We start from the raw sequence: 19760 nt of genomic DNA, 5'->3' as shown, positions 1-19760 counted from the left end.
TCATTCGGACGCGTCCGGCGCGGTGGTCGGGGTGGCGTCGGGCGGGGCGGTGGGGCGGTTCACCTGCTCCCTGGACCCTCCGGACGCCTGGGCGTAGCCGCTGACGATCGCCTCAAGCGTCGCCGGGTCGATCACGTCCTCCAGCCGGGTGAATCCGTCCGGGGCGCGGCGCTCGACCTCGTCGATCACGTTCTCCGGGCCGCCGGTCCGGTTGCGCAGCACCACCTCGCTGGTGATCGGCAGGCGCTCGTCCTGGTAGGCCAGCAGCGCGGCCGCGGGGTCGGCGGGGGACCGGGCCAGGTGCTCGCTGAGACTGACGGCGTCCATGATGGCCTGACCTGCGCCGTTGGAACCCATGGGGTACATCGGGTGGGCCGCGTCGCCGAGCAGGGTCACGCGTCCTCGCGTCCAGTGGGGCAGCGGGTCGCGGTCGCACATCGGGAGCTCGTAGCAGTCGCGGGTGGCCTTGACGAGCGCGGCGTGGTCGACGAGCGACGTGTGGAAAGGGGCGACCCGCGAGTCGAGGTCGGACGCGTCGACGCGGCGAGACCAGTCCTGGCGCTGCGGCGGCGGGTCTCCCGGCTCGCCGGTCTTCAGGCAGATCGCCCAGTTGGTGAGCCGCGTGCCCGGCCGCTCTCCCGGCGCGATCGGGTAGAGGACGAGCTTGGCCTCCGTCCCGCCGGCGATCATCTGCGAGGCGCCGGTGCCGTACTCGGGCCAGTCGGTCGCTCCACGCCACATCATCACGCCGTTCCAGCGGGGCGGCCCCTCGTCCGGAAAGAGGATCGACCGGACCGTCGAGTGGATCCCGTCGGCGGCCACCAGCACATCGCCCTCCGCCGAGGCGCGCGGCTCGTCCCCGCGTCCCGCGGAGTCGGCGCGGCGGCCGGTGGAGTCGGCGCTGCGATCCGTGGGGTCGGCGTGGCGGTCTGTGAAGTGGGCGCGGACGCGGTCCGCGTCCTGCTCGAATCCGACGAGCCGGTGCCCGGTCCGCACCGCGTCCGGGCCGAGCCGCTCGCGCACCGCCCGCAGCAGCACGCCCTGGAGCCGGCCGCGATGCAGGCTGATCTGCGGATAGTCGAACCCCGCGTGCCGCCCGCAGGGCCTGCGCATGATCTCCTGGCCCCGCCGGTGGGTGTAGATCAGCTCGCGTGTCAGGATCCCGGCGTCCGCCAGCCGGTCGAGCAGCCCCACCTCGGCCAGCTCCTTCACCGCGTTGGGCAGCGTGTTGATCCCGACGCCCAGCTCGCGGATCTGCTCGCTCTGCTCGTAGATCTCGCAGTCGACGCCCCGGTGGTGCAGCCGCAACGCCGTGATCAGCCCACCGATGCCCGCGCCCACGATGACGACCTTCATGGCTCTCCCGCATGATCGAAGCCGTGTGATCACTTGACGGATTCTCCGAGTGTGCCACCGCGGCGGTCATGGGGGTACTCCGGCCACCGCGTGCTTGATCATCTTCGGTGACGCACTTCGGCTCCATCACACAAATATTCCGCCGTCGCACGGCAAGAAATGCCCATTCTGATAATGGTATGGGTATTTGATATGTGCATTGCCGGGCTTTATGCGGCTACGCTCCATCAGGTCGACGTCGCAAAACGCCGGCGGAACGGGGGCAACCGGTTCAATACAGCCTACGGGAAGGAGCCGGAGTTGTTCCCAACCAGATTCATCGTCGCTGTTCTCGGCGGCATTGTCGCGCTCGTACTGGTCGGTGCTCCCAGCGCTGCCGCCACCACGTCCGCCACCGCCACCGCCCCGCAACGGACCGCGGTGCAGACGATCTACTACGACGCGAGCAGAGCCGCCGAACTCAGCCCCCTGGTCGACCAGGCGGCCGAGATCTGGAACACCCGCGTCACGAGCGTCCAGCTGGCCAAGGGGCCGGCCGGGATCACCGTGACCACCGCCCAGAACGGATCCGCCCCCGGGACGGCCAGCTGCGTCGGCTGCACCCGCGGGCAGATCTACTTCTACCGCAACCAGATCCAGTCGTCCGGCGCGGCTCCGCTGCGCGTGATCGTCCACGAGTTCGGCCACATCCTCAGCCTCCAGCACCCGCCGGACATCGGGAACTGCGACAAGGTCATGGCCGGTGGACGGTGTGAGAACCCCAACCCGAGCGCCGAGGAGGCCGCGGCGGTCCAGCGCTTCTGGGCCCGTACCTGGCGTCCCGCCAAGCCCGGCCCCCACCCCGCCGACGAGAGCGAGATCTTCGGAGCGCCCGCACTGGTGACCAGGTAACCCGCCACACCCCCTGGATGCACGGACCGGGGCCGGGGCCGCGAGTCGGCCCCGGCCCCGCCGCGTCATGCCACGGGTGCGGTGGGGAGAATGGCGGAATGGGGCACGTGCATTCCGTTCTGGTGCGGGTGGGGGCCGACCGGTGCGCGGCGACGGCTCGCCTGGCCGCGCCATGGCTGCGTCCATATGTCGCGGGGTACGGGGCCTTTCGTACCGGGACGACGGCCGACGCGGCGCAGCGGAGGGTGCTGCCACTGAATCTGGTGACGCTCATCGTCGATTTCGACGGATGCGGATCGCTGGCCTTCGGGCCACGGGGAACGCCGGAAGTGCGCGAGGGCGCGTGCTGGCTGAGCGGTGTCACGATCGGGCTGACGCCCGCCGGGGCGCGCGGGCTCCTCGGCGTCCCGATGCGCGTCCTGACGGGGACGGCCGTCGACCTGGACGGCCTGCTCGGACGCCGCGCCGACGAACTGGCGGAGCGGCTGGTCGCGGCGCCGGGCTGGGATGCGAGGTTCGCCGTCCTCGACGACCTCCTCACCCGGTGGCTACGCCCCGACCTGCCCCCTGACCAGCGCCGCGACCAGCCGCCGGACGACGCGACGGTGCGCGGATGGTGGCGGCTCCAGGAGACGGCGGGCCGGATCAGGATCGGACGCCTGGCCGCTGAACTGGGCGTCAGCCGCAGGCGGCTGGAAAGCGGCTTTCAGCGGGAGATCGGGCTGACCCCGAAGACGGTGGCGCGCGTCGCGCGTTTCCAGCGTGCGGCGCAGGTGCTCGGCACTCCAGCGAGTACGCCCGGCATTCTGATGGGCGCGTTCGCGGCGGCGGCCGCCTGCGGGTTCGCGGACCAGCCGCATTTCAACCGCGAAGTGCGCGCGATGGCCGGGATCACGCCGGGGGAACTGCGCGCATTTCTTCAATACGCGGATCAGCTCAGCGACTAACGTCTGGGCCATGACGCTCGACGGAAAGAGCGCCCTGGTGACGGGCGGTTCACGCGGCATAGGGACGGCCATCGTCCGGCGGCTCGCCCGGGACGGAGCGCGGGTCGTCTTCAGTTACCGGGAGAACAAGGACGCCGCCGACGCGCTGGCACGCGAGGTCTCCGGCACGATCCCCGTCCGCGCCGACCAAGCGGATCTGGCGAGCCTGGACGCATTGTTCGAGCACGTCCAGGAAGGGCTCGACATTCTCGTCAACAACGCCGCCATCAACCCGCCCACCGCCATTCGTGACATCACCCAGGAAATGTTCGACCGGGTGATGACGGTGAACGCGAAGTTCCCGCTGCTGGCGATGCGCCGGGCGGAGCCGCTGCTGCGCGACGGCGGACGCGTCGTCAACGTCTCGACGCTGAACACCGTCCTGCCGGTGCCGGGGCTGGCGCTGTACTCGGCGAGCAAGGCCGCGCTGGAGCAGTTCACCGCGGTCGCCGCCCGCGAGTTCGGCGCGCGGAACATCACGGTCAACACCGTCTCGCCGGGCGCGACGGATACCGAGCTGCTGCGCGAGACGAACCCGCCGGAGGCCCTGGAGCAGACCACGGCGTTCACGGCGCTGGGCCGTCTGGGCACGCCCGAGGACATCGCCGACGTCGTCGCGTTCCTCGCCGGGCCGGACGGACGCTGGATCACGGGCCAGAACATCCGTGCCACGGGCGGTTTCGTCCTCTAGCCGGGTGCCTGGGTCGGCCCCGTTCCGACGGGGAGATGTCACGTTATCGAGGGCTATGTCGTCCTTGGCGTATGAGAGTGGCAGCTGGTACGGGGGCCGGGGAAGGCGCGGACGTGAACGAGCTCGCGCGCGTCTTCGAGATGGAGCGGGCACGGCTGGTGCGCGTCGCGTACGCGACGCTCGGATCGCTGGCCGAGGCCGAGGACTGCGTCCAGGAGGCGTGGCTGCGACTGCGCGGCCTGGACGACCCGGGGGAGATCCGCGACCTACAAGCCTGGCTCGTCCGGACGGTCGGGCGGCTGGCCCTGGACGCGCTCGGCAGCGCGCGGGCCCGCCGGGAACGGTACGTCGGGACCTGGCTGCCCGAACCCCTGGTCGGGGACGCCACGCCCGCCGCCGACCCAGCCGACCGGGTGACGATGGACGAGCAGGTCAGCATGGCCATGCTGGTCGTCATGGAGAGCCTGTCGCCCGCCGAGCGCACGGCGTTCCTCCTGCACGACGTGTTCGGAGTGCCGTTCGAGGAGGTCGCGGAGGTCGTCGGACGGTCGACGGTCGCGGTGCGGCAACTCGCGTCGCGGGCGCGGCGGCACGTTGCGGAGGGACGCCCGCGCTTCCCGCCCACGCCCGACGAGCAGCGGGCGCTGGTCACGGCGTTCCTGTCGGCCTGCAAGAACGGTGACCTCGACGGCCTGATGGAACTGCTGGCTCCGGAGGTCGTCCTCCGCGGCGACGGCGGCGGCAAGGTCGGCACGGTGCCGCGCATCATGCGCGGCGCGGACGAGGTGGCGGCGGCACTGCTGGCCTTCAGCGGCGCCGCGCCTCGCGCCGACCTGCGGGTGACCACGGTCAACGGAGCGCCGGGGGTCCTCGCGCGCGGGGTCGATGGCCACCTGTCCGTGGCGGCGATCACCGTCGACGGCGGACGGATCGTCGCGGTGGACGTCATCCGCAACCCCGACAAGCTCACCACCGTCCAGGAGCCCGGCACCGACTGACCACCCCGCCCGCACAGATCGTCCAGGCGGCGTCGGCGTCGGCGGCGTCGGCGCCCCTTCGGCGCTGCCGCACGACCACAGTCAACTACTGAGAGTAATCAATCATGAGGAAGATGTCATGACACTGACGGAGGAAACGCCGACCGAGGCGGTGCGTCCGCCGGAGGGGGTCTTCGCCCGCGTCGCCGGGTTCGCCCATCGGCGGCGATGGCTCGTCCTGGTGCTGTGGGTCGCGGTCCTCGCCGGGGTCTGGGGCGCCGCGACGGTGGCCGGGGACGACTACCGCAACGACTACTCGCTCCCCGGCACCGAGTCCCAGGAGGCCGCCGACCTGCTGACCGAGCACGGTCTCGGCCGCGCGGGCGACACGATGCAGATCGTCCTGAGCAGCGAGGCCGGGCTGAACGCCCCGGCCACCAGGCAGCGGGTCGAGACCATGCTGGACGAGGTCGCCGCGCTCCCGAAGGTCGATCAGGTGCGCAGCCCGTACGCCGACCCGTCCGCCATCGCGCCCGGCGGCAGGATCGGGTACGCGACGGCGGTGCTGGACATACCGTCCAAGCAGATGACCAAGCCCGACAGCGAGCTGATCTACGAGACGGCGGCGAAGGCGGGGCGCGACGGGCTCCAGGTCGAGCTGGGCGGCGAGGCGGCGCGGCTGCTCGCCCAGGGCGAGGGCGGGACGGCCGAGGGCATCGGGCTGCTCGCCGCGATGGTCATCCTGGTCCTGATGTTCGGCACGTTCATCGCCGCCGGGCTGCCGATCATCACCGCGGTGTTCGCGGTCGGGTCGACGCTCGGCACGATCGTCCTGGCGTCGCACGTGTTCACGATCGCCGACTGGACGCCGTACGTGATGATCCTCGTCGGGCTCGGCGTCGGCATCGACTACGCGCTGCTCGTCTTCGCCCGGTACCGCGGCGAGCTGGTGAAGGGCACGCCGCCGGGACGGGCGGCCGTAGCGGCGCTGGACGTCGCGGGCCGGACGGTGTTCTTCGCGGGCTGCACGGTGATCCTCGCCCTGCTCGGCCTGGTGGCGCTCGGGCTCGGATCGCTGCAGGGCATGGCGCTGTCGGTGGCGCTGACGGTGCTGGTGACGATGCTCGCGTCCCTCACCCTGCTGCCCGCGCTGCTCGGCGTGTTCGGGAAGCGGTTCGCGCGCCAGTTCACCGAACGGGCCGCGCGCCGCGCCGCCAAGGGGAAGGCGGACGAGGGCGCGATCTGGCGGCGCGTCGGCGGTGTGGTGCAGCGCCGTCCGCTGGTGGCGCTGCTCGTGGGGGGCGTGCTGCTCGGGGCGCTCGCCGTCCCGGCGCTCGGCATGCGGTTCGGGTTCGCGGACGCCGGCAACGACCCGCGCGGCACGACCAGCCGCGAAGCCTACGACCTGCTGTCCCAAGGGTTCGGACCCGGATTCAACGGGCCGCTGCTGCTGGTGGTGCAGGGCGGCGAGGGCGGCCCGGCGAAGGCGGGCGCCGCGGTCACGGACGCGCTCCGGGACGTCGAGGGCGTCAAGGCCGCGGGCGCACCGGTCGCCGCCCAGGACGGACGGATCGCCACCATGCTCGTCTTCCCCGCCTCGTCCCCGCAGGCGGAGGACACGACCGAGCTCGTCTCGACGCTCCGCGGCGACGTCCTGCCCGGGGTGTCGGCGCGGACCGGCGCGGACGTGCTCGTCGGCGGGGCCACCGCCGCCGCCGAGGACTACTCGGCGAAGGTCGCGGACCGGATGCCGCTGTTCATGGCGATCGTCGTCGGGCTGTCGGTCGTCCTGCTGATGGCGGTGTTCCGCTCCGTGCTGATCCCGCTGAAGGCGGCGCTGCTGAACCTGCTGAGCATCGGCGCGGCGCTCGGCGCGATGACGCTGGTGTTCCAGGACGGCCGGTTCGGCGTCGAGTCGGCCCCGATCGAGGCGTACCTGCCGGTGATGGTGTTCGCGGTGGTGTTCGGGCTGTCCATGGACTACGAGATCTTCCTCGTGTCCCGGATGCGAGAGGAATGGCTGCGGACCGGGGACGCGGCCCACGCCGTCCGCGAGGGGCTGGCCCACACCGGCTCGGTGATCACCGCGGCCGGCGCCATCATGGTCGTCGTCTTCGGCGCGTTCATGCTCAGCCCCGAGCGGCTGCTGCAGCAGACCGGCTTCGGGATGGCGGTGGCCGTCTTCGTCGACGCCGTGATCATCCGCTGCCTGATCGTGCCGGCGGCGATGCGGCTGCTCGGCCGGCACGCCTGGTGGTTCCCGCGCCCGCTGGCCCGCCTGCTCCCCGAGGTCCAGGTGGAAAAGGCCTGACGACCGGCGAGGCGGCCCGCCGCCCGTGGATCAGCGGGTGGCGGGCTCGTCCTCGCGCGGCTCCTTCTCGCGGCGCTTGCGGAGCGAGCCGGGACGGGCCCTCTCCTCCGGATGGTGATGGACGCGCACCAGGCTCGCCGCCGTCGTGAACAGCAGGATCACCAGGATCACCCCGAGCGACAGCGGCGTCGGGATCTCCGGAACCGACTCGGTGACGTCCTCGTGCAGGAACTGCAAGATCAGCTTGACCCCGATGAACGCCAGGATCACCGACAGCCCGATCGACAGGTAGACGAGCCGCTCCAGCAGCCCCTCGATGAGGAAGTACAGGGCGCGCAGCCCGAGGAGGGCGAACGCGTTGGCGGTGAAGACGAGGAACGGGTCCTTCGTCACGCCGAACACGGCGGGGATGGAGTCGAGCGCGAACAGGACGTCCGTGCTGCCGATCGCCACGAACACGAGCAGGAGCGGCGTCACCACGCGGCGGCCGTCCTCGTGCGCGATCATCCGCCCGCCGTGGAAGTCCGTGCTCACCGGGAAGAGCTTGCGGGCGCGGCGGACGAAGAAGGTGTCCTCGACGTCCGGCTCCTCGTTGCGGTGCCGGATGAGCTGGACCGCCGTCCAGATCAGGATCAGCCCGAAGATCAGGAAGGTGAACGAGAACAGGTTGATCGCCGCGGCGCCGATCGCGATGAGCACGGCCCGCAGGATGAGCGCCGCCGCGATCCCGAACAGCAGCGTCTTCTGCTGGTACTTCGCGGGGACGGCGAACCGCCCCATAATGATCACGAAGACGAACAGGTTGTCGACCGACAGGCTCTTCTCGACGATCCAGCCGGAGAAGTACTCGGTGCCCGCCGTCGACCCGGACAGGGCCCACACGACGAGGCCGAACACGATCGCGACGGTGATGTAGAACACCGACCAGAACGTGGCCTCCCTGAGCCCGACCGCGTGCGGCCGCCGGACGGCGACGAGCAGGTCGAAGACGAACAGCGCGATGATCAGGGCGATCGTCGCGCCCCAGGCCCACGCGGGTATGTCGACCATCCGGCGGCTCCACCTCGCTACGGGGCGTCGGCTGTCCTATCTCGGTCCTGCTGTCCTATATCCGTTCTGCAGCATTTATACCGTCGCCCCTCGTCCGGGCACTCACGCGGATCTGAGTATCCGCGCCGATGCGCCCGATGCCCGCGGACGGTCAGGCTGCGGGCATGAACACGTCCCGATGGCTTCCCCCCGCGCTCCTGGCCAAGGCCGCCCTGGCCGCCCTCCTCGCCCTCGCCGTCGCCTTCCCCGAATGGGACCGGTTCGCGGACAAGGCGATGGGCGCCCGCGTGGCCGCCTACCCCGCCGCGGTCATGCTCGTCACCCTGATCTGGGCGCTGCGCGGCCGCGGCAGGCCGTTCCCCTGGGACATCGACCTCCTGGTGACCGCGCCTTTCCTCATCGACGTCGCGGGCAACGCCGCCGACCTGTACGACACGGTGGGACGGTTCGACGACGCCTGCCACTTCGCGAACTGGGCCCTGCTCTGCGCCGCCGCAGGCCTGGCCCTCCGCCGTTGGGGCGGCCTCCGCTCCTGGACGCTCGCGCTGTGCTGCGCCGGGATCGGCGCGGTCGCGGCCATCGGCTGGGAGTTCGCGGAGTACGGGCTCTTCATCCTGGACACCCCCGAGGCGGGCACGGCCTACCAGGACACGATCGGCGACCTCATGCTCGGCCTCACCGGCGCCGTGCTGGCGGGCCTGGCACTCGCGGCCGCCACCGTCCGCGGCGACGGGTCAGTAGACGAGGGCCTGGACGTCGTCCCTGGTGATCTCCTCGACGAACGTCGGCGCCCCGGCGATGCGGACACCGGGAAGGACGTCGTCCGGGCCGATGTCGCGGCGGGCGGCGCACTGCGTGCAGAGGGTGACACGCCCGGCGGTGAGGATCACGGACAGCAGGTCGTCCAGGGGAGTGGCGTGCGGCAGTGAGAACTCGGCGGCCCGTTCCGGCAGCGCGAACCACGCGGACTCGCCGGTCAGCCAGAGGGACACCGGCACGCCGCTGGCGGCGGCCGCGGCGGCCACGGTGAACGCCTGGTTGCAGCGCTCGGGGGCGTCCGCGCCCGCCGTCACCTTGATCACCAGTGGTCTCGCCATAGACGCACTCTAGCCCGGCGGGCGCGCGTAGCATCCTGCGGTATGGGTGGGATGGTGAACGCGGGGATCCTCGTCGTCTTCCTGGGGCTCGCGGCGGTCTCCGCCGTCCTCCTGGTGATCCGCCTCGGACGGCTCAAGTAGCGCGTCCCGGCACGGCGTCCGAGACCCTGTCGCGCGGCCGCCGCCGCTACGCTCGGTCCTCATGGATCCTGAGCTGCATCCGGACCTCGAACCGCTGAAGTTCCTCCTCGGCACCTGGGAGGGCGCCGGCGTCGGCGGCTATCCCACGATCGAGTCGTTCAACTTCGGGCAGGAGCTGTCCTTCACCCACATCGGGAAGCCCTTTCTCAGCTACGCGAGCCGGACCTGGCTGATCGAGGAGGACGGCACGCTCGGGCGCCCGCTGGCCACGGAGACGGGCTACTGGCGGCCGCGTCCCGACAACCAGGTCGAGGTGACGCTGGCCCACCCGACGGGCATCGTCGAGATCTACGTCGGCACCGTCGCGTTCAGCCGGGTGGAGCTGCGGACGGACGTCGTCGCGCGCACCGAGTCGGCCAAGGAGGTCACCGGCGGCCACCGGCTGTACGGCATGATCGGCGAGGATCTCGGCTGGGCGTACGACATGGCGGCGATGGGCCAGAAGCTTCAGTCCCACCTGTCGGCGCAGCTCAAGCGCGTCGCCTGAGCGGTTCTGGTGGGTGGGCGGCTGGAGGGGCGCCTGACATGAGCGATCCCCGGACCTTCCCGCATGGGCGGGGCGACGGACAGGACGGGTCCATCGGTCCGGGGACCGGGTAACTGCCTGGGATTCGCCGGTCACCGTCGCGACCGGTTGCCACCGCCGGGGGCGGCGGCGCCGAGGCGGAACGGCGACTAGCGGACAGTCACCTCGCGAGTCCTACAAGCAACCATTGTTTAGGACCACCTCCTTTCGCGCGTACCCCGCACGTTATGTGAGCCCCGCGCGGCGAGGCAAGCGGGTTTTCCCCGGACTGAAACCACCCGGGCTCCGCCGCCGCAACACCGGCGGCGGGATCTAGACTCGGGTCATGGTCGAGTCGTGGCAGGAGGAGTTGCGGGCGAAGGGGTACCGGGTCACCCCCCAGCGCCAGCTGGTCCTTGAGGCGGTCACCAACCTGGAGCACGCGACCCCCGAGGAGATCTGCACCGAGGTGCAGCGCACCGCCCGCGGCGTGAACATCTCCACCGTGTACCGGACGCTGGAGCTGCTCGAAGAGCTCGGGCTGGTCAAGCACGCGCATCTCGGGCACGGACCGCCGAACTACCATGTGGCGGCGGAGGCCGAGCACATCCATCTGGTGTGCCGCGGCTGCCACACCGTGCAGGACGTCGACCCGCGCGCGGCCTCCGGGCTGGCGGACGGCCTCCAGCGCGACTTCGGATTCGAGACGGACGTGCACCACCTCACGGTCTACGGGCGGTGCAAGGACTGCCGCGCGACATAACCTGGGTTGCATGGAGAGCCCGCTGCTGCAGTCGTCCGGTGCCGTACCCGCCGACGCGCCCGACCAGGAGGTCGCCGCGCACTATGGAGAGCCCGCGCAGGAGCAACGCGCCCTGGCGTCCGGGACGGCGTTCGTCGACCGGGGCAACCGCGGCGTCGTCCGGGTCTCCGGGCCCGACCGGCTGAGCTGGCTGCACAGCCTCCTCAGCCAGCACCTGGACGGGTTGAAGCCGTTCGAGCCGACCGAGGCGCTGCTGCTCGGCCCCAACGGCCACATCGAGCACCACCTCTTCCTGATCGACGACGGCGAGGCCGTCTGGGCCCACGTGGAGCCCGGTACGGCTCCCGCACTCGTGGAGTTCCTCGACCGGATGCGCTTCATGCTCCGCGTCGAAGTCGCCGACGTGTCGGCCGAATACACCGTCCTCACCGTCCCGGAAACCCCCGCCACACCGGCCGACGCCGCCGCACCGGGCAACGCCGCCGCACCGGGCAACGTCGCCGCACCGGCCGACGCCGCCGCACCGGGCGACGCGGCCGTTCCGGGCGACGCGGCCGCACCGGGCGGTCTCGCCTGGCCGGACGTCGCCGGAACCGTCACCCGGATCGTCCCGCGAGCCGACGTCCCGGGGCCGCTCACCGAAGGCCTGCGGCCTGCGGGGATCTGGGCGTACGAGGCCCTCCGGATCGCCGAGCACCGCCCCCGGCTCGGCCTCGACACCGATCACCGGACGATCCCGCACGAGGCCGGTTACGTGGAGACGGCCGTCCATCTGAACAAGGGCTGCTACCGGGGGCAGGAGACGGTCGCGCGCGTCCACAACCTCGGCCGTCCGCCGCGCCGCCTGGTCTTCCTGCACCTGGACGGAAGCGTCGACCGCCTACCCGCGCCCGGCGCCCCCGTCGACCTCCCGGACGGGGGCAGGACGGTTGGGTTCGTCGGCTCGTCGGCCCGGCACCATGAGCTGGGCCCGATCGCGTTGGCGCTGGTCAAGCGGAACGTCCCGGTGGACGCCGAGCTTCTGGCGGACGGCGTGGCGGCCGCGCAGGAGGTCGTCGTGTCGCCGGAGACCGGTGCGAACGCGCAGATCGATCTTCGTCGACGGCCCGTGAAACACGGGTAGAACATCCACCCCTGGGGCAAGATCGTACGACATAGACGATTTCTGACCGGCCGTGGCCCGGGGAAGGCGGATTCCTACCGATGGTCGCGAACCTGGGGAAAGAGGAGCCTCCGGCGGCCAGAAGGGGGGCCCGCCGCCTTCCGCGCAGGGAGTCGGCGCTGCTGTGGTGGGCCCTCTTCGCCGCGATCGCGGGCGCCGCCTGGTGGTCATGGTCATGGCGCGTCGCGCTGCTCGGACTCCTGACCTGGTGCCTGTACGAGTTCCTCCTCGTCCCGACCCTGTGCCGGGTACTGAAGCGGCAGGGCCACCCCTGCGCGGAACGCGTCCGCGGACGGCTGTTCGCCTGCGGCCCGAGCCACCAGCACCTGAAGAACGACGCGCTCTGGCGCCTGATAGGCCTGCGCAACCCGTTCCAGAGGGACGCCGAAGACACCGACCCCGAAACCGGCGGCGTCGTCCACTCCCCCTACCTGCGCGGACGCCTCACCCGCCCCGACCGCGCCCTGATCCTCCTGGCCGCCCTGGGCACGATCGTCACCCTGATAGGCACGATCTACAGCTTCGGTTAACCAGGCGCGCCACAATCTCGGCTGACCAGCCACCACAGTCCCGGGCTGTCAGACGTCCACGACCAGCGTGATCGGCCCGTCATTCACCAGGGCGACCTTCATGTCCGCACCGAACCGGCCCGTCTCGACCTTGGCGCCGAGGGCCCTCAACTCGTGGACGACCGCGTCCACCAGGGGCTCGGCGACCGGCCCGGGCGCCGCAGCCGTCCAGGTCGGCCGACGCCCCTTCCTCGCATCGCCATAGAGGGTGAACTGGCTCACAACAAGCAATGGGGCGTTAACGTCGGAGCACGATTTCTCGTCCTGCAAGATCCGCAGCCCCCACAGCTTCGCCGCCAGCCTGCGGGCCTTCCCGGGATCATCGTCATGCGTCACACCGATGAGGACCAGCAGCCCCGGCCCCTCGATCTCTCCGACGACCCGTCCGTCCACCGACACGCTGGCCTGACTCACCCTCTGGACTACCGCACGCATGAGCATGCATTCTGCCGCCATGGGAGCAAAGACGCTCATCACGGTGGCGCCGACGGGGGCGGAGTCCGCGAAGGCGGACGTTCCGGCCCTGCCCGTCACCCTGGATGAACTGGTCCAGACGGCCAAGGAGTGCGAGGCGGCCGGTGCGGCCGTGATCCACGTGCACATCCGCGACGACGACGCGCGGCCCACGCTCGACCCGTCCCGTCTCCGGGACACCGTGACGGCGCTGCGGGAGGGCACGGGCCTGATCGTCCAGCTGTCCACCGGCGGCGCGGTCACCGACCCGTACGAAGACCGTCTCCGCGTCCTGGACGCCGAGCCCGACATGTGCTCGCTCACCTGCGGGACGGTCAACTTCGGCGCCGACGTCTTCATGAACCCGTGGCCGTTCATGGTGGAGCTCTACCAGCGCACCCAGGCGCTGGAGATCGTCCCGGAGTTCGAGCTGTTCGACCTGGGCCACGTCGCCGCCCTGCACCGCCTCCTGGACAAGCACGGGCTCCCGTACGGCGGTCACGTCCACTGCGACCTGGTCATGGGTGTGCCAGGCGGCATGCCGGGCGACGCCCGCACCCTCGTCGCCGCCGTCGAGGCCCTCCCACCCGGCGCGACCTGGTCGGCCACCGGCATAGGCCGCACGACGATCCCCGTCCTCCTCGCAGCCCTCTCAGCAGGCGGCCACCTACGAGTAGGCATGGAAGACACGGTCACCTTCGCCAAAGGCCAACCGGTCAAAGCAAACGCCCAACTAGTGGAACGCGCCGCCCAAGCCGCCCACCTGGCCCAACGCCCGCCCATGCCCCCGGCCGAAGCCCGCGCCCTGCTCCACACCAAACCCCGCTGACCAGAGGTCATCGGGCGCGCCTCACGCGCCGGACGCGCCGTCAAGGTAGGCGAGCACCGCCCGCACGCGCCGGTGGCCGGAGTCGTCCGGCGCCAGGCCGAGCTTGGCGAAGATGTTGCCGATGTGCTTGTGGACGGCGTTGTCGGAGATCCGCATCCGCTCGGCGATGGTGGCGTTGTCGTGGCCCTGCGCCATGAGGGCGAGCGACTCCCGCTCCCGGGACGTGAGGGTGTCCAGCGGATCGCCGGGACGGCGCGCGAGGAGCTGGGCGACCACCTCGGGGTCCATGGCGGTGCCGCCGGACGCGACGCGGCGCAGGGCGTCCACGAACTCGGCCACCCGGCCGACGCGGTCCTTGAGCAGGTAGCCGATGCCGCCGCGACCGTCCGACAGCAGCTCCCCGGCGTACTCGCGCTCGACGTACTGCGACAGCACCAGGATCGGCAGCGCGCCGTGCTCGCGGCGGGCCCGCAGCGCCGCGTGGATTCCCTCGTCGCGGAACGACGGCGGCAGGCGCACGTCGACGATCGCGATGTCGGGACGGTGCTCGGCGACGGCGTCGAGGAACGCCTCGCCGTCGCCGACGACCGCCACGACGTCGAAGCCCTTCGACGCCAGCAGCAGTTCCAGGCCGCTGGACAGCAGCACGTTGTCCTCGGCGATCACGACCCGCACGGGCCCTCCTGAACGATCACTGTGCGCACGGAAACCGGACGGCGAGCGTGGTGGGCCCGCCCGGCGGGCTGTCGAGGCGGACGGAACCGTCCAGTGCGGCGACCCGCCGCCGCATCCCGGCGATCCCGGTGCCGCGCGCCTCGTCGGCGCCGCCCCGCCCGTCGTCGGCGACCTCGATGGACAGCACGTCCCCGGCGCGCTCGACCCGGAGGTCCGCGCGCGTGGCGGCGGCGTGCCTGGACACGTTCGTCAGCGCCTCGGCGATCACGTAGTAGGCCACCGCCTCAGCGGCCGCGGGGAGCGTCCCGAGGTCGCCGAGCCCGATCCGTACCGGCACGCTCGACCGCGCGGCCAGCGCCGTCAGCGCCCCGTCGAGCCCGCGGTCGGCGAGGATCGGCGGGTAGATCGTCTGGAGCACCGCGCGGAGCTCGGCCATCGCCTCCTCCGCCGTGTCGTGCGCCTGCTCGATCAGCGTCGCCACCGTGTCCGGGTCGTCGGCGAGCGACTCCCGGGCGATGCCCAGCTGCATGGCGATGGACACCAGGCGCGCCTGCGTCCCGTCGTGCAGGTCGCGTTCGATCCGCTGTAGCTCCGTGCCGTGGGCGTCCACGACGCCGACCCGGCTCTTGGTCAGCACGTCGACCCGCTCGGTGAGCAGCTCACGGGCCGACGGCGCGAGCACCGCCAGGCACAGCCGCGCATGGAGCCGGGCCAGCACCGGAAGCACCCACCAGGCCGCCGCCCCGAGGACGACGATCTGCACAGAGCCCACGCCCAGCGCGGTCGCCCAATCGCCCACATGGACATCGATGAACAGGGTGGGACGCTCGTCCGCGGAAAATGCCCACCACAACGGCATCGCCACCGCGGCGACCACGATGTTGCCCAGGCACAGCAGGGCGGCCAGCCCGAGCGGGAGTCCGACGGCGATGTGCGCGAACGTCCAGGCGAGAACGCGCCGCCGGGTCGGGGGCTCGTCGGCCGGAACGCCGAGCAGCCTGTAGGCCCGCTGGCGGTGCCAGTCCGCCCAGCCCCGCGCCGCCGCCGGTGCGAGCAGCACCGGCAGCGCGAGCACGGTGGCCACGGCGGTTGCCAGCGTGCCCAGCAGATAGGCCGAGCCAGAGAACGCCCGGTCGCGCATTCGCACCTCCTTGCGACGTCGGTATGGACCTGATTATCAGTCGCCGATTCGCGCTCAGGCACTACAGCGGGCTGTAGCAACGCGTGTGCGGTCAGCTGTATTCCAGCCGGACCTGCGGCCGAATTAGCGTCCCCGACCATGAAATCGACATTCGCACGGACCCGTGGACTTCTGGTCCCTGTCCTTGCCTTGATCGCCCTGTCCTCAGCCCTTGCGCCCCTCGCCAAGGCCGACGGCGGCCCGCCTCCACCGCTCGACTGGAAGCCCTGCGCCCAGGGCCCGGACGACGCCGACGGCAAGGCGCTCGACCAGGCAGGCGCGCGGTGTGCGGAACTCACCGTCCCGCTCGACCACTCCAGGCCCGGCGGCCGCAAAATCAAACTCGCGCTCTCCCGCCTCCCCGCCACGGACCGCGCCCATCGCGTCGGCACCCTGGTCCTCAACAGCGGCGGCCCCGGCGAGCCCACCCTCGCCATGCCCCTGGAGACGCGCGCGGCCATGAAGGACGTCGCCGCCCGGTACGACATCATCGGCCTGGACCCGCGCTTCGTCGGACGCAGCACACCGCTCGACTGCGGCTGGCCCATCGGCATGTGGCTCCGCTCGGCCGGAGCGACCCGCGCCCGCTTCGATCACCAGGTCGCGGTGCAGCGCGACCTGGCCGGACGCTGCGCCCGCCGCCACGCCGACGTGCTCCCGTACATCAACACGCGCGACACGGCCCGCGACATCGACCTCGTGCGCCGCGCCCTCGGGGAGCGCCGGATCTCCTACCTCGGCTACTCCTACGGCGCCTACCTGGGCGCGGTCTACACCCAGATGTTCCCCGGACGCACCGACCGCGTCGCCCTGGACAGCGCAGGCGACCCGGACAAGTGGGGCCCCAGAGCACTACAGGGCACCGAAGACGAAGCGGACCGCGCGCTGCGCGGCTGGGCGGCCTGGGCCGCCGAACGCCACAGCACCTACGGCCTCGGCGCCACTCGCGCCCGCGTACTCGCCACCGTGAACACGATCGTCGCCGCCGCAGCCCACCGCCCGCTACGCGTCGGACCGTACGAGGTGGACGACCAGGCGGTCCCGTACATCCTCTCCACCGGCTCCGGGAACGACCGCCCGGCGTCCCGCGCGGAGTTCGCCTCCACCGTCCGGACCCTGAACGAGGCCGCCCACGGCCGCCCCGCCGACCCCGGCCCCGAACTCGACGGGCTGCTGACCTTCGTCCTGACCCCGTCCGGCTCCCCGCTCGCCAGCCCGAGCGTCGCGATCACCTGCGGCGACCGCGCCGCGCCACGCGACTCCGAAACCTACTGGGACGACATCCAGCGCAGCCGCGCCCGCCACCCGCTCTTCGGCCCCCTCAAGCAGAACATCTGGCCCTGCGCCTTCTGGCCGAACCCGCCACGCGAACATCCCACCCGCGTCGGCAACGCCTCTCCCGCGCTGATCGTGTCCGCCACCGGCGATCCCGCCACCACCTACGAGGGCAGCAAGGCCATGCACCGCGCACTGACCGGCTCCCGCCTCCTCACCCTGCGCAACACGATCGCCCACGGAATCTACGGCGAATACGGCAACCCCTGCGTGGACGCCAAGGTCAACGCCTACCTCGCCACCGGCGCCCTCCCCACCGCAAACCCAACTTGCTGACCCAAGGCAGGGCGGTACCCAAGTGATCGGGTACCGCCCTGCTCAGACGCTGGGCGGGACGACGGCAGGAGCAAGGCTGTCGGGGTTCTTGAGGAAGTGTTCGACCTGCTGAAGGCTGTACCTCCGGTGCCCGCCAAGCGTGCGGACGAAGGCGAGCCGTCCTTCACCGGCCCACTTCGCCACGGTGGCCGGGCTGACCCGGAACATCTCGGCGACGTCCGTGGGGGTCAGAAGCTGGCCGGGGCTGAAGTCCCAGCCGTGGAGATGCGTCTTGATCACTGGGGGGTTTCCTTCTGGTTGAACGCCACCACGGTGGCGAGCGAGGGGAGCGGGAACGGGGCTTCCACATCGCGCGACCCGAGCCTGAGCCGGGCATTCTCGACGCGTCCAGTCGCGCGGCTGCGTTCGCCGTCCGGCACCAGCCGGGGCATGCGGAGCCAGGGCTCGTACACGCGCAGGACGGCGACCTGGTACCAGGTGTCCACCGTGAGCTCGTCGGGGCTCATGGGCACGTCCACTCCGCGTAGACGATCTTGCCGCCCGTCTCCACGTGGCGCGCCCCCCACCGAAAGGCGAGCAGGCTCATCATCAGGAGGCCCCAGCCACCGTCCCCGGCCGCCTCCTCGCCGCCCTGCGTGGGCAGCGTCTGATCGCCGTCCCAGACCTCCACGACGTACAGACGCTCCATCGATTGGCTATCCATCCGCGAGTAAGCGTCCACCCGGATCTTCTCGGACTTGGCGTGCCGAATCGCGTTCGTCGCCAACTCCGACGCGACCAAACGAACATCGTCGATGTCGACCGGCCAACTCTCCGCGATCTCGACAATATGATCACGGGCCTTCTTGGCACTGGCCTTCTCACGGGGGAGAATGATCATTCGGCCCACCCCGTCCCTTCCCGCCGACCTGCTGATTCGCTGTTCACAGCGTGGAGGCACGGGACTACGCTTGACGATACGGAGCACGACCACAGCAGAATGACAAGACCTCAGCCCCCCGTGTACCGAGGTGTATCTGCACATGGCCAACAACCGCATGACGCCGCGCACTTTCCTTGCTAAGCAGATCCGCCGCCTACGCGTATCGGCGATTGATCCCGAAACCCGCAAGGAGATGACCCCGGCGGGGTTGGCCAAACTGGTCTATAGAAGCGAATCCCTCGTCAAAGCATGGGAAACCGGACGCCGCGTCCCGCAGCCCGACGACCTACGACGGCTGGACGAGATCTTCGACACGAAAGGCCTGCTGGAGGAGATCGGGAAGGACCTCGTCAAGGACGAGCGCGCACCGGAATACATGGACAAGTGGCGCGAGATCGAGGAGCATGCGACATCGCTTCGCTCACATCATCCGCTCCTCGTCCCTGGTTTGCTTCAAACGCCGGAGTATGCCCGCGCGGTCATCAAATCGTCTGGAAGGAAGGTCGATGACGTAGAGAAGCAGGTCCAGAAGAGGATGGATCGGCAGGAGATTCTGGCTCCTGAGAACGACACGGTGGTCGTCGTGGTCATAGACGAAGGCGCTCTTTATCGGCCGATCGGTGGTCCTAAGACCATGCATGATCAGCTTCTCAAGTTGCTAGCGATGGCCGAATGGCCGAACGTGTGGATCAAGATCGTTCCCTCAACGGTGGGAGAGTATGCCGGATTAGCAGGAAACTTCCACATCGCTGTCATGGACGGTCGGGGATTCGCTTGGGTGGACGATGCCTTCAGTGGCGACGTCCTCGAACACCCTGAAAGTGTCGCCACAATGGAGCGCGTCTGGGAAGCGCTCCGCGATAAGGCGCTACCAACTGAGCAGTCAATCGAGCTTATAGCAAAGGCAGTAGAGCGATGGAAAATGTGAAGTGGAAGAAATCATCCTACAGTGGCAACGGCGGTCCAGATTGCGTCGAGTTGGCCAAGGTGTCGTTCGCCATTGGCGCACGTGACAGCAAGAGTCCTGACGGTCCGCACCACACATTCAGCGTCGCCGCGATGACGGCACTGTTTGTGGACATCCGGCGCGGCCGGTACGACTTGCCCTGATCTGCGGAAATGTGAATGTCCCGGGGGCGCCTGGTCCCGGGACATTGCTTAGCAGTTCCTCGTCAATGCTTCCGAAACTAGACGGGCCGATAAAAAGGTGGCAGTGCGATGGCAGATGCAAAATGGAGGAAGTCGTCGTATAGCGGCAACGGCGGGGCGGATTGCGTCGAGCTGGCCAAGCTGACTCGCGGCGTTGGCGCACGCGATAGCAAGGACCCGGAAGGCCTGCACCACACATTCAGCGTCGCCGCGATGTCGGCATTGTTCGCGGACATCCGGTGTGGTCGGTACGACCTGCCCTGACGTCCGACAACGCGAGTAGGCCAGGGCTCAGGCTCTTGACCGTCCGGACGCCGTCCGCGTCCCTGCGGGTTTGACGCCGAACCTGGCGACGGGACTCGCATGCTCGTCAATTTCTCAG

Annotated in this window: 23 protein-coding genes; 14 read left to right on the top strand and 9 right to left on the bottom strand. The window is 70.4% G+C overall.

All coding sequences use genetic code 11. The annotated features are described in order from the left end of the window. Positions 1 to 1356, bottom strand: coding sequence for a flavin-dependent oxidoreductase (locus ACH34T_RS14575; protein ID WP_395992619.1), 1356 nt, complete (start codon positions 1354 to 1356; stop codon positions 1 to 3). A 300-nt stretch (positions 1357 to 1656) separates the two neighbouring features. On the opposite strand from ACH34T_RS14575, the gene ACH34T_RS14570 reads away from it, so the two are divergent. The 5 genes from ACH34T_RS14570 to ACH34T_RS14550 all read left to right on the top strand — a co-directional run bounded on the left by ACH34T_RS14570 (position 1657) and on the right by ACH34T_RS14550 (position 7212). Then, positions 1657 to 2247, top strand: coding sequence for a snapalysin family zinc-dependent metalloprotease (locus ACH34T_RS14570; protein WP_395992618.1), 591 nt, complete (start codon positions 1657 to 1659; stop codon positions 2245 to 2247). A 98-nt stretch (positions 2248 to 2345) separates the two neighbouring features. After that, complete coding sequence (locus ACH34T_RS14565; protein ID WP_395992617.1) at positions 2346 to 3194, top strand: helix-turn-helix domain-containing protein; 849 nt, start codon at positions 2346 to 2348, stop codon at positions 3192 to 3194. Positions 3195 to 3204: 10 nt separating this feature from the next. Continuing rightward, positions 3205 to 3924, top strand: coding sequence for an SDR family oxidoreductase (locus ACH34T_RS14560; RefSeq protein ID WP_395992616.1), 720 nt, complete (start codon positions 3205 to 3207; stop codon positions 3922 to 3924). A 113-nt stretch (positions 3925 to 4037) separates the two neighbouring features. Continuing rightward, entirely contained in the window at positions 4038 to 4922 is an 885-nt protein-coding gene (gene sigJ, locus ACH34T_RS14555) for an RNA polymerase sigma factor SigJ (protein ID WP_395992615.1), read from the top strand. 118 nt (positions 4923 to 5040) lie between these two features. Next, a complete protein-coding gene (locus tag ACH34T_RS14550; RefSeq protein ID WP_395992614.1) occupies positions 5041 to 7212 on the top strand; it encodes an MMPL family transporter in 2172 nt (723 codons plus the stop codon). A 30-nt stretch (positions 7213 to 7242) separates the two neighbouring features. On the opposite strand, the gene ACH34T_RS14545 is transcribed toward ACH34T_RS14550, so the two are convergent. Then, a complete protein-coding gene (locus ACH34T_RS14545; protein WP_395992613.1) occupies positions 7243 to 8262 on the bottom strand; it encodes a TerC family protein in 1020 nt (339 codons plus the stop codon). Positions 8263 to 8996: 734 nt separating this feature from the next. Next, positions 8997 to 9359, bottom strand: coding sequence for a DsrE family protein (locus ACH34T_RS14540; RefSeq protein ID WP_395992612.1), 363 nt, complete (start codon positions 9357 to 9359; stop codon positions 8997 to 8999). Positions 9360 to 9561: 202 nt separating this feature from the next. On the opposite strand from ACH34T_RS14540, the gene ACH34T_RS14535 reads away from it, so the two are divergent. The 4 genes from ACH34T_RS14535 to ACH34T_RS14520 all read left to right on the top strand — a co-directional run bounded on the left by ACH34T_RS14535 (position 9562) and on the right by ACH34T_RS14520 (position 12520). Next, a complete protein-coding gene (locus tag ACH34T_RS14535) occupies positions 9562 to 10047 on the top strand; it encodes an FABP family protein (RefSeq protein ID WP_395992611.1) in 486 nt (161 codons plus the stop codon). 364 nt (positions 10048 to 10411) lie between these two features. Continuing rightward, positions 10412 to 10828 (top strand): Fur family transcriptional regulator, encoded by a 417-nt coding sequence (locus tag ACH34T_RS14530; RefSeq protein WP_395992610.1) that lies wholly within the window; start codon positions 10412 to 10414, stop codon positions 10826 to 10828. Between the two features lie 10 nt (positions 10829 to 10838). Beyond that, complete coding sequence (locus tag ACH34T_RS14525; RefSeq protein WP_395992609.1) at positions 10839 to 11951, top strand: YgfZ/GcvT domain-containing protein; 1113 nt, start codon at positions 10839 to 10841, stop codon at positions 11949 to 11951. An 80-nt stretch (positions 11952 to 12031) separates the two neighbouring features. Continuing rightward, positions 12032 to 12520: a hypothetical protein gene (locus tag ACH34T_RS14520; protein ID WP_395992608.1), complete on the top strand. Its 489-nt coding sequence runs from the start codon at positions 12032 to 12034 to the stop codon at positions 12518 to 12520. Between the two features lie 48 nt (positions 12521 to 12568). Here ACH34T_RS14520 and dtd read toward each other — a convergent pair whose 3' ends face one another. Then, the gene (dtd, locus tag ACH34T_RS14515) at positions 12569 to 12994 is read right to left on the bottom strand and encodes a D-aminoacyl-tRNA deacylase (RefSeq protein WP_395992607.1); all 426 of its coding nucleotides are present in this window, start codon (positions 12992 to 12994) and stop codon (positions 12569 to 12571) included. Positions 12995 to 13013: 19 nt separating this feature from the next. On the opposite strand from dtd, the gene ACH34T_RS14510 reads away from it, so the two are divergent. Further along, on the top strand, positions 13014 to 13841 hold the full coding sequence (locus tag ACH34T_RS14510; RefSeq protein WP_395992606.1) for a 3-keto-5-aminohexanoate cleavage protein: 828 nt from the start codon (positions 13014 to 13016) through the stop codon (positions 13839 to 13841). 21 nt (positions 13842 to 13862) lie between these two features. Here ACH34T_RS14510 and ACH34T_RS14505 read toward each other — a convergent pair whose 3' ends face one another. Then, positions 13863 to 14516, bottom strand: a complete 654-nt coding sequence (locus ACH34T_RS14505) for a response regulator (protein WP_395992605.1) — start codon at positions 14514 to 14516, stop codon at positions 13863 to 13865. 16 nt (positions 14517 to 14532) lie between these two features. Continuing rightward, positions 14533 to 15657, bottom strand: a complete 1125-nt coding sequence (locus ACH34T_RS14500) for a histidine kinase (protein ID WP_395992604.1) — start codon at positions 15655 to 15657, stop codon at positions 14533 to 14535. A gap of 138 nt (positions 15658 to 15795) precedes the next feature. Here ACH34T_RS14500 and ACH34T_RS14495 point away from each other — a divergent pair, with 138 nt between their 5' ends. Beyond that, a complete protein-coding gene (locus ACH34T_RS14495) occupies positions 15796 to 17307 on the top strand; it encodes an alpha/beta hydrolase (RefSeq protein ID WP_395992603.1) in 1512 nt (503 codons plus the stop codon). A gap of 42 nt (positions 17308 to 17349) precedes the next feature. Here ACH34T_RS14495 and ACH34T_RS14490 read toward each other — a convergent pair whose 3' ends face one another. From ACH34T_RS14490 to ACH34T_RS14480, 3 genes are read right to left on the bottom strand one after another with little or no spacing between them, the layout of a single operon-like run. Then, entirely contained in the window at positions 17350 to 17586 is a 237-nt protein-coding gene (locus tag ACH34T_RS14490; protein WP_395992602.1) for a helix-turn-helix domain-containing protein, read from the bottom strand. Next, entirely contained in the window at positions 17583 to 17813 is a 231-nt protein-coding gene (locus tag ACH34T_RS14485) for a hypothetical protein (protein ID WP_395992601.1), read from the bottom strand. Before ACH34T_RS14485 ends, ACH34T_RS14490 begins: the two co-directional genes overlap by 4 nt. Then, positions 17810 to 18187: an ATP-binding protein gene (locus tag ACH34T_RS14480; protein ID WP_395992600.1), complete on the bottom strand. Its 378-nt coding sequence runs from the start codon at positions 18185 to 18187 to the stop codon at positions 17810 to 17812. The genes ACH34T_RS14485 and ACH34T_RS14480 overlap by 4 nt, the downstream gene beginning before the upstream one ends. A gap of 142 nt (positions 18188 to 18329) precedes the next feature. Between ACH34T_RS14480 and ACH34T_RS14475 the strand changes: the two genes are divergently transcribed. The 3 genes from ACH34T_RS14475 (at position 18330) to ACH34T_RS14465 (ending at position 19642) form a co-directional block, all read left to right on the top strand. After that, the gene (locus ACH34T_RS14475; RefSeq protein ID WP_395992599.1) at positions 18330 to 19157 is read left to right on the top strand and encodes a Scr1 family TA system antitoxin-like transcriptional regulator; all 828 of its coding nucleotides are present in this window, start codon (positions 18330 to 18332) and stop codon (positions 19155 to 19157) included. Then, the gene (locus tag ACH34T_RS14470) at positions 19145 to 19339 is read left to right on the top strand and encodes a DUF397 domain-containing protein (RefSeq protein ID WP_395992598.1); all 195 of its coding nucleotides are present in this window, start codon (positions 19145 to 19147) and stop codon (positions 19337 to 19339) included. Before ACH34T_RS14475 ends, ACH34T_RS14470 begins: the two co-directional genes overlap by 13 nt. A 108-nt stretch (positions 19340 to 19447) precedes the next feature. Then, positions 19448 to 19642, top strand: a complete 195-nt coding sequence (locus ACH34T_RS14465) for a DUF397 domain-containing protein (RefSeq protein ID WP_395992597.1) — start codon at positions 19448 to 19450, stop codon at positions 19640 to 19642. Positions 19643 to 19760: the final 118 nt, after the last annotated feature.

This window comes from Actinomadura sp. 9N215, assembly GCF_044326345.1.
In the GTDB taxonomy this organism is placed as follows: domain Bacteria; phylum Actinomycetota; class Actinomycetes; order Streptosporangiales; family Streptosporangiaceae; genus Spirillospora.
Note: the sequence above shows the minus strand (reverse complement) of the source record. Positions and strands in the feature narration are given on the sequence as shown.